Raw genomic sequence first — 7,546 nt, 5'->3', positions numbered from 1 at the left:
ACCATCTCGGCCGCCGACCTCGAGCTCTCGCCGCCGGCCGAACCCTCGGAGGTCGATCTCGACCTCCGCGCCGCCCGCCTGCGCGCCGAGCGCGCCACCATCGAGCGGGCGCTGGCCCGCTCCAACGGCTCGCTCGCCGCCGCCGCCCGCCTGCTCGGCATCTCGCGCCCCACCATCTACGGACTGCTCGAAACGCACCGCCTCTCGCCGAACCAGAACGACGATCCGGATGAGGCGTCTCAGGACGACGAGCCGGGCGGCGCGCCTTCCGACAAAACGCCCTGAAGGAAACAAGTGGTTCCTCGCGCGGCCGAAAGCATGTGCGGTAGCCGCCGCTGGCGTTCGGAGTGTAACGAGGCCAGCCGCCACCCAGCGGCTCTCGAAAAAGGGCCCGGAGGTGGCCTAGTTGCCCGGCCAGCGCAACGAAGTGCGCGAGGCACCGAGGCCGAACAAAGCCGCGCTGCCCGCCCGCCGCAGAGGCGCTGGCAACGCGGCGAGGCCCAGTTTTAGCAGCGTCGGCGAAGATCTTTCCTGTTGGGGCAGCAGCGCCGCGATCTCCTGCACCGCCGCCAGGTCACCACGCGCAAAGGCGATAGCCAGCGCCGCCTGCCGCCGCCGGACGATAGCGGCCCTGATGACTTGCGCCTGGGACCACAGGGTTTCGTCTCGGGCCAGGGCCCGTTCCAGAATCCGGGCCTCTCCCATGTTCACAGCTTGCGCGTGGGCGGGGCCATCAGCCTCCGGCCGCACCCCAACCATGGCCCGCTGCATGATGCCGAAGAGGGCATGACGCGCGAGGCGCAGTGCGGTCGCGAAGTCATGGCCAGGAAGCAGGGTACATGCGGTATCCCAACCGCCCACCCTTTCCAGAAAGCCGCGCTGCGCGACAAGGCCGGAAGGCAGGAAGGGCTGGAACTCCAGCAGCCGCGGCATGGGTGGTTGATCGAAGACCGACAACAGCGGCCCCAGGCTACGCTGTCCGTCCCAGAAGCCGGTCGGGGCATTGGCGAAGCCGCGTTCAGTGCCCCAGGTGTCGCCTTGCAAGGGCACCGCATCGCCATAGGCCAGAAGCAGCCGGGGCTCCACGCGCCACATCTCCCGCATGATGGCGAGGTAACTTGGCTTCCAGAGATCCCCGCTGTCGCAGAAAGCCACCAACACGCCCTGCGCCGCAGCAAGCCCGGCGTTGCGCAATGCCGGGCGGGCAGCGCCCGGCAGATGCAGCAGGCGCAGCCGCCGCGCTTCCCGGGCCGGCATGGAAGGCAGTTCCGGCACCGCGCTGTTTTCCACCACGATGATGTCATGGGATGGGCTGGTCTGCGCCATGACGGCTTTCAGCGTCCATGGCAGCAGTGCGGCCGTTTGCGCGGTGCAGGATACCACCACGCTGATACTGATATCCGACGTGTTCCTCATGCGCCCCTGCCGCCCGGCAGCGAAACTTCATGCCAGAAAGGCTTCAGCGCGTGGAATACCGAACAGATCCCGCCGCGGTTCACTGGATCGCCCTTTCGGTAACATTGTTATTTCGCAACAATGTACAGGGAGGCAAGAATAATTCAACCGATCACAGGCCGAAAATCAAAATTTTCATTTATGGGTATTTGCTTACTCTGGGATAAACTTGATGTCCGCTCCAGAAATAACAGCATCTCATCTACTGACGCCGCTAGATTGCCAATAACCGGGCTGGTTCCTGACCAAAAGTTCAACGCGTCAGGATGAAGAGAAACAGAAGGACCATGAGCCAGCCAAGCAGTGAGCACAAACCGATAAACATTGCCGCCGCAGGCCAGGACCAGCGCCGCCCTTCAGACTCTTTCTTCGGGTCAGGGGAGTCAAAAGGCTCCATGCGTGCCGCCTCCGCCACTTCGGCGCTGCTGGCGCGCCGCTCTGGCAGGGTAAACAGTCACGCCACAGTCTGGCAGGGCTTTTCATGGAATCCCGGCTCCAGGTGCAGCTTTCCTGCTTCGCCTGGGGCAGCATGGGCGCATGGAAAACCGCTCCACGAAGCGACATCTCAGCCTGATAGCATCCGGGCCCGGGCGGGGGTTCGCCGGGCCCGGAGGCAGTCAGGTTGTCTCGTCAGTGGCATGCTGGGCCGCTGGCGCCGTCATCATGCGCGCTACTGCGACCAGGGCACTGCGGTGCCGTGGATCGGCGATGCTGCCGAACATCTGGATCAGTTCCACCATCTCATCGCTTGAATGCAGCGGAGCAGGTTGGACCGGCTCCGGCTGAGCGGCGGAAGCCAACAGGGTGTCAGGCCGCACCCCAAGCGCATTGGCGATCGCGATCAGCCGGCTGGCGGTGATGCGCGTGGCGCCGGTTTCATAGCGATGCAGCTGTGCGCCAGTGACACCGATCATGCTGGCGATCTGCTTCTGCGTCAGCCCGGCCGAACGGCGGTACTGACGGATCTCGTGCCCGACAACACTGTCGGACTTGGTGGGCCGCCTTTCCCTCACGACACCACCCCCTGCATGGAAGAGAGCGGCATCAGGACCGAAGCCTTATCGTGAAACAAGGAGAACGGGTGGAAATCCATCATATCGGACCTCATGCGGCATGCTCCCTGGTCAGCTCTGTCCCATGGTTCGGCGACAGGAACGGACCTTACGCTGCATGAAGAACCGTTTGTCGCTGGCGGAAAACTCCCGCTTCTGTGCGCGGGTGCGAATAAACGTGTTGGAAAGGAAGCGGGGCAGCAGCGATCTTCTGCGGAGCCTCGCACGCGCAGAAGATCCAAGCATTCTCGACCCACAGAAGAAGGTGCCGCTGCTGCGCTAAACTGCCTTGGCTGGAAAAATCACCTTGAATGCGCAAAAACGACTCTTAACGATATCAGAAGGAAAGTCCTGACAAACGCTTACATACCCACCTCGGCAGACTGCCCCGGCATAGTCATTCGTTTCGGAGACACTTCAAATCTATTGTTTCTGGGCAGCGAAAAACGCGCCTTCTTTACACAAGGACATGTGAACACTGCTTGCGAAAAAGCGCATAGGCGATGCTGCTTTTCTGATGTGTTCAGCGAAGTGCCTCGCTTGGCGAAACACAATGCACCACGTACTGCGCGTATAAACCCGCCCACCGGCCAAGCTTGGCCGCACAAAATCCAGTATGTAGCTGATAAATAGGAAGCTATCGAAGTGCGCGTAAGCTATTTTGCTTCCGTCCCACCTCTCGCTGATCCTCGGCCGGTTAGACCGGCCAGCGCATGCAGCCTCCATCCTCCCCTCCGCATCATTATGAAGAGGCTCGCGAATTTTATTAAAGCGCATTCAATATTTTCTTCAGGAATGAAGAAACAAATCTCAACTTTCTGTGAGAATGAAGTTTTCACGTTCGAGGCGCCACGTCTACTTTATGCTCGGTGTTCCTCACGAGTCTTTACAATAAGGCCTGCCTATGCCGGCCTGCGACAGTCTGAGTTGAGAAGCCTACCAAACATGCGAGCGTGAAGGACCGCCGCGATGCCGGATCGCCTTTGGACCATCAGACCTGACGATGTTCCACGCGGCATCCGCTATTCCGCCTTTTCCTCGCCTGTGGCAGCCGCCAGATCGAGGCAGGCCGGGTTATGAGTTTACCAGAGGGTTCCTCGCCAACCGGGACGGCCTGCCAGCAGTCTGCCCCTGCCCCCTCCAACTCAGCCCCCGCCATCACCTTGCGCTTCACTACCCTCTCCATCGCGGAGGCACGCGACCTTCTGACCCGCATGCATCCGGCGGCGCGGCTGCGGCCGGATGCGGTGGCGGCCTATGCGCAGGCCATGCGCGAAGGCTCCTGGGTGATGAATGGAGTGCCTGTCACCCTCTCACGCGAAGGGCGGCTGCTGGATGGCGTGCAACGCCTCTCAGCCAGCGTCGAGGCCGGCATCCCCCTCGCCGGCTTCCTGGCCGAGAATGTCGAGGACAGCGCCTTCCACACCATCGACCAACATCGCCACCGCAGCTTCGCCGCCTTGCTGAAGCAGCGCGGCTTTGCACACCACCACCTCCTCGCCGCCCTGGCGCTACGCCTCGCACGTTATGAGGAAGGGCTGCTGGGCCAATCGGCCATGCCCGCCATCAGTTGGGTACGGCTCTGGCATATCCTCAGCAGCACCACGCCCTTGCAGGACGCGTTGGCCGAGAGCCTGGCCCTGCCGGACTGCCCCCTGCCGGAGCCGGTGCGGAGCATGGCGATCTTCATGGGCCGGCAGGTGAACCCGACCATGCTCGAACGGCTGCTTGATGTCTTGCTCAGGCCCGAGCACTACCCCGCCAACGAGCCTGGCATCACCCTGCTGGACGAGATCCAGCGCAGCGAGGAGGTGACGGAAAGCTCCGACCGCATTCTCCGCCTCATCGCCGTGACCATTCTGGCGATGAATGCCATGCTGCGGGGCGAGACGCCCCGGCGCCTGCTCTGGCTGCACCGCACGCGGGGGGAGCGTCCGGCCGATCCCTTTCCGCAACTGGAGGGTTATCCAGGCCTGCGGTCCCTGGCCCCCGGCCCGGTGGCGCCCCGTGCCGCGGAAGAGAACTTCACCTGCCAAATCGAATCCATCGACCCCGCCACCGCCGGCACCTATCTGGTCACCGGGCATCCCGCCCGACAGCCCATCGCCTCGCTGGTGGAGGCGCTGAGCGGTGACATCGCCCGTGGCCGCTGGATGCCCAATGCCCAACCCATCTGCTTCACGCGGGACGGCTATCTGGCCGATGGCCAGCACCGGCTGCTGGCGGTGATCGCCGCCGGCCGCACCATCGAGGTGCCCGTGATCCGTGGCCTGCCGGATGCCGCCTGTGCCAGCTACGACATCCAGCCCCGCCGCGCCGCCGCCGCCGAGGACCCCGCCGGCGACTTCGGCGACCAGCCTCTGGCCATCGCCATGGCCAATCTCCTGTGGCGGCATGAGCGCAAGGCCGGCGTGCCGACCCGCCACAAGCGCGCCAGCGCCGCCGAGATCCGCGAAATCCTGACGCAGCATCCCCGCCTGATCGAGCTGCGCGGTTTCGCCCGGCGCATGGTGGATTTCGGCCGCTCATCGGTGATGGGCTACGGCGCCTATGTGATCGAGCGGGACGACCCCCGCCTTGCCCCCGGCTTTCTTCAGGCCCTGACCACAGGTGCGGACCTGCCGCCGGGCCATCCGGCCCTGACAACCCGCACCTCCCTGCAGCGCCTGCGGCGGGACCGTGCCGGGCAGGACGAGCAACTGGCGACGCTGCTGGCCGGCTGGCGCCGTTACAAGGCGCTGCCACAGCCGCCCCGCGCCCGCTAGCAGCAGGCCGAGGCGGTTTCCCGCCGGTTTATGTGGTGAATTTCATAAAATAAAGTCTGTCGGTTGCCGGGCTTCATGGGCCTGCTTCCATGCCTTGGTGCCGCAGGAAGCAAGTTTCTCAAGCGATGACGACCCGGGGGCCTCGCCACCTTGAGCGGGCACAGGCTTCCGCCAGGACAGAATCGTTGGCGGCATCGGCAATTCGCCAGTAGGCGTCAGCGAATTCGCTGAATTGTCGCAAACGCTTCAGCGCCGCTCACTGCTGGATCTTCAGGTGCCTGTATCGAAGCCGGCATCCTGTGCCCTCTTTGGCTTCGGTATGGTGGCCCTGGGCCGAAGCCCAGGCGCCAGCACTGCACGCCATCAGATGCCGCCGGCCAGAAAGCTCCTGGCCGGCGGCGGCCTGATTGGCAGGTCAGCTTGCCCGCCCGGTGGCAACACCACCAGGCGGGCTTCTTTCAGCGGCGCGGCTCAGCCGATGAACCAATGGTCCATCTGCTGATTGGCGTCGATCTGGAAGACCACCGAGCCATTGTTGTTCAGTTCCACATACTCGCCGGTCGAGGTGCCATTGAGATGGATATCCTCAACCCGCAGGTTGCGGTCGGTGGCCGAAGAACCGCCCCAGGCATCGTTCAGGAAGGCGACTTCCACGACATGCGAGGTGTCAGCGGTGATGTTGCCCAGCGTCAGCTCCATCGTGTCGCCACGCGACACCACCTCTCCACGATAGACCTCATGCCCGTCCACCGAAACGGTGGCATAGGGATTCCCCTGCCAGGCATCGCCGCCCAGCAGCACCGCGAGCGCGATCTTCTGCGTCGCGGGGTCCACCGGGCTGGAGCTCTGCCCGTCGTCACGCGGAACATCGACCACCGGAGTGGTGTCCCCGCCGTCCTGCGGCATGCCGGCTGAGGGAGAGTCGGAACCGTTATCCGCCGGCGTTTCGACAGGATTCGTGACGATCGGCGCCGAAGGTGCCGGGATCTGAACGATCGGCGTGTTGTCCTCACCCGGTGCCACGATGGCGAAGGTGGGGTCGCGGGAGAAGTCGCTGTCGCTGACGAAGGGCGCATTGTCCGCCAGCAGCGCGTGATAGGCATCCGCCGCCGCCTGCGAGCCGGTCAGCTCGGCGATGCCCGAGAGCGTCGCCATCGCCAGCTGCGCATAGTCGCCGTCGGTATGGCTCCAGCCATCGCCGTTGGACCAGCCGTAGGAGGCGGTGGTGGCGCCGATCTCGGACCAGGTGTTGAACACCCGCCCCGTCGCCGGGTCGCTGATCGCCAGCAGATAGGCGGCGCCGTCATGCTCCGCGAAGCCATTGGCCTCGTGCTGGAAGCGGCCGACCAGGAAGTTGGAGGCCCATTCCAGATAGGTCAGCGCATCCTCGTTGCCGTGCCGCGCCGCCGCGATAGCGGTGGAGGCGAAATAGTCCTGCTGCCACGGCGGCAGCGCCCCCTCGGTGCCGTATTCGCCCGGCAGCCAGCCATGCGCCTCGCCCTGCATCTCCGTCCAGCTCGGGATCTGCTGCACGATCCAGGACCAGTTGGCTTCCGAGACCTTGCTGAAATAGGCCTGCTCGGCGCTGCCGTTCGGGCTGGCCCAGGCGGCCTCGTCGATCTGCCGCAGCGCCCAGGCGGAGCCGCGCACCTGGTTGTCCGGCACCACCAGGTTGCCGTCCTCACCACGCTTGTCAGCCCATTGCGACACCACGTTCCAGGCCGCCTGCGCCTGCAGGTTGTCCAGCATCCAGCGCTCGCCGGTGAGGATATAGGGCACAAAGGACAGGTCCGGCTGATGCGCCGAGTCCAACTCCCAGCCACTGATGCCGTCGCCCTGCTGCGTCAGCCCGCCGGAGCTGGCATCGCCCGGCGTGCCGGTGCCGCCACGGACATCGGTCCAGAGCTTCGGGTAGTCCTCGGTGTTCAGCCAGCGGCCGTTGGCGCCGTCCCACATGTTCCAGGGCACCGCGCTGGCGGTCTCCGCCTGGCCCAGCGCATGGGTGGCGGCGCGGATGTCCTGCGTCATCAGCCAGACGGTGTTGGACTGCGTGGTGATGCCGATATCGGCCCGCCCGCCCACACCCGGCATGAACTGGGTCACGCCATTGGCCGACAGCGGCTCACCCCAGCCGGCGGCCGCGGTGGCCTCGGCATAGGATTGCAGCAGGCTGCTGTCCACGGCCACGCCAAGGTCGTAGTTGGCGATGGCGCCGGTCTCGTGCAGATGCGCGATGTCCTGGCGGATGTTGAGCCAGCCGCTGCGGGCATCGCC

The 7,546-nt window shown here is 64.8% G+C and carries 7 protein-coding genes; 3 read left to right on the top strand and 4 right to left on the bottom strand.

What is annotated here, in order from left to right:
* Positions 1-285: helix-turn-helix domain-containing protein (locus EBE87_RS27205; RefSeq protein ID WP_233560254.1), on the top strand; the 285-nt coding region annotated here is incomplete at its 5' end.
* A 117-nt stretch (positions 286-402) separates the two neighbouring features.
* On the opposite strand, the gene EBE87_RS27200 is transcribed toward EBE87_RS27205, so the two are convergent.
* From EBE87_RS27200 to EBE87_RS27195, 3 genes are all read right to left on the bottom strand, one after another.
* On the bottom strand, positions 403-1,416 hold the full coding sequence (locus EBE87_RS27200; RefSeq protein ID WP_120640677.1) for a glycosyltransferase family A protein: 1,014 nt from the start codon (positions 1,414-1,416) through the stop codon (positions 403-405).
* Positions 1,417-1,708: 292 nt separating this feature from the next.
* Positions 1,709-1,852 (bottom strand): hypothetical protein, encoded by a 144-nt coding sequence (locus EBE87_RS30145; RefSeq protein ID WP_158611683.1) that lies wholly within the window; start codon positions 1,850-1,852, stop codon positions 1,709-1,711.
* Positions 1,853-2,072: 220 nt separating this feature from the next.
* Positions 2,073-2,468: a helix-turn-helix domain-containing protein gene (locus EBE87_RS27195; protein ID WP_120640676.1), complete on the bottom strand. Its 396-nt coding sequence runs from the start codon at positions 2,466-2,468 to the stop codon at positions 2,073-2,075.
* 157 nt (positions 2,469-2,625) lie between these two features.
* On the opposite strand from EBE87_RS27195, the gene EBE87_RS29245 reads away from it, so the two are divergent.
* The gene (locus EBE87_RS29245) at positions 2,626-2,790 is read left to right on the top strand and encodes a hypothetical protein (protein WP_158601042.1); all 165 of its coding nucleotides are present in this window, start codon (positions 2,626-2,628) and stop codon (positions 2,788-2,790) included.
* A gap of 880 nt (positions 2,791-3,670) precedes the next feature.
* Positions 3,671-5,272, top strand: coding sequence for a hypothetical protein (locus EBE87_RS27190; RefSeq protein WP_120640675.1), 1,602 nt, complete (start codon positions 3,671-3,673; stop codon positions 5,270-5,272).
* Between the two features lie 471 nt (positions 5,273-5,743).
* Here EBE87_RS27190 and EBE87_RS27185 read toward each other — a convergent pair.
* Positions 5,744-7,546: carbohydrate-binding domain-containing protein (locus tag EBE87_RS27185; RefSeq protein WP_302466818.1), on the bottom strand; the 1,803-nt coding region annotated here is incomplete at its 5' end.

The organism is Teichococcus wenyumeiae, from assembly GCF_003696345.1.
GTDB lineage: Bacteria > Pseudomonadota > Alphaproteobacteria > Acetobacterales > Acetobacteraceae > Pseudoroseomonas > Pseudoroseomonas wenyumeiae.
This window is presented reverse-complemented; position numbering and strand designations above follow the sequence as displayed.

Excerpts from the sequence above, each read along its gene's own strand:
- EBE87_RS27200 (WP_120640677.1), bottom strand. The coding sequence starts at position 1,416 with ATGAGGAACACGTCGGATATCAGTATCAGCGTGGTGGTATCCTGCACC.
- EBE87_RS30145 (WP_158611683.1), bottom strand. The coding sequence starts at position 1,852 with ATGGAGCCTTTTGACTCCCCTGACCCGAAGAAAGAGTCTGAAGGGCGG.
- EBE87_RS29245 (WP_158601042.1), top strand. The coding sequence starts at position 2,626 with ATGAAGAACCGTTTGTCGCTGGCGGAAAACTCCCGCTTCTGTGCGCGG.